This window comes from Microcystis sp. LEGE 08355, assembly GCF_015207185.1.
GTDB lineage: Bacteria > Cyanobacteriota > Cyanobacteriia > Cyanobacteriales > Microcystaceae > Microcystis > Microcystis panniformis.
Map to the genome: position 1 here is coordinate 1 of NZ_JADEXI010000849.1, position 1,490 is coordinate 1,490.

General features: G+C 48.1%; 1 protein-coding gene. It reads right to left on the reverse strand.

The annotated features are described in order from the left end of the window. Positions 1-332: 332 nt before the first annotated feature. A complete protein-coding gene (pyrC, locus tag IQ242_RS24630; RefSeq protein ID WP_193961760.1) occupies positions 333-1,367 on the reverse strand; it encodes a dihydroorotase in 1,035 nt (344 codons plus the stop codon). Positions 1,368-1,490: the final 123 nt, after the last annotated feature.

The following is a 1,490-nucleotide window of genomic DNA, read 5'->3' on the forward strand; positions in this document are numbered from 1 at the left end:
ACTCTCATTAAGCTGGCGATCGCTGACTAGAGTGTGACACTTCATAATTCTTAGTAATCGCTAAAAGTCTTACTATACAAGGGCTAGAGCAACTTTTGATTTCAACGACTAGGGTGCGGAATGTGGGGTGTAGGGTTTTACCGATTTTCACCTGGTCAATTACCTAATTTTCAGGGAAAAAGTCCCGGAATTTTCCCCCCGACCACTCCAATGGTTGGCACTTTTTGAGGGAAAAAAAGTCTAAAAGTCTTAGCCAACAAGGTTTTTAGATTTATTCAGCCAGCCCTAACTAATCGTGAATTCTTGACCGCAACTATAAAAACTGGCGGTTTTTATTCCCCTAATTGCCAGGTTATCTCTTCACCCGCTCGTAACGGCACCAGTCCGGATTCGGGAAAGGGCAATTCATCGGGAATGCGCCAAGGGGTTTTGGTTAAGGTGATTTGTTCCGTATTCCGGGGGAGTTGATAAAAATCTGGCCCGTGAAAGCTGGCGAACCCTTCCAGTTGCTCAATTGCATCAACGCTCTCAAAAGCTTCTGCGTACAACTCTAGGGCGTGCAGAGCCGAATAACAACCCGCGCAGCCACAGGAACTTTCTTTGCTGTAGCGAGAATGGGGCGCACTATCGGTCCCTAGGAAAAACTTGGGATTGCCCGATGTAGCCGCTTGCAAAAGTGCCAAACGATGATCCTCTCGTTTCAAAATCGGCAGGCAATAAAAATGAGGACGAATGCCACCGGTAAAGAGAATGTTTCGGCTAAATAATAAATGTTGGGGCGTAATTGTGGCGGCGACATTGTTGTTAGCAGATAGAACAAACTTGACCGCATCGGCAGTGGTAATGTGTTCAAATACGACCCGCAGTTTCGGAAATCTTGTTATTAGTGGGATTAATTGTTTCTCAATGAACACTTTCTCTCGATCGAACACATCAATATCACCATCGGTAACTTCTCCGTGCAGTAGTAGCGGCATATCCAGCTGCTCCATGGCCGCAAAAACCCCATTGCACCTACGAAGCTCCGTCACCCCCAAGTCGGAATTAGTTGTGGCACCGGCTGGGTAGTATTTCACCGCTTTGACAAACTGGGAGGCTTTCGCCGCCATGATTTCTTCGGGACTGGTATTATCGGTGAGATAGAGGGTCATCAATGGCTCGAACTGTTGACCCTCTGGAACTGCTGCCAGAATGCGATCGCGATAGGAGGCAGCATCAGCCACTGAGCGCACTGGGGGCTTTAAATTCGGCATGATAATGGCACGGGCAAACTGACGCACCGTATGGGGGAGAACCGCTTTCATTGCCGCACCATCGCGGAGATGAAGGTGCCAGTCGTCGGGTCGAGTGATTGTGAGTCTTCGCATTGTTCAATCATACTACGGTTAGGGTTCCCAACTCACCCAACACAATAAGCTGCCCGCGTATTTAAATTTCTTATTGAAATGAGTCAAGAGGCAAAAGGCAAGGGGCAACACCTCCCCTTGCTA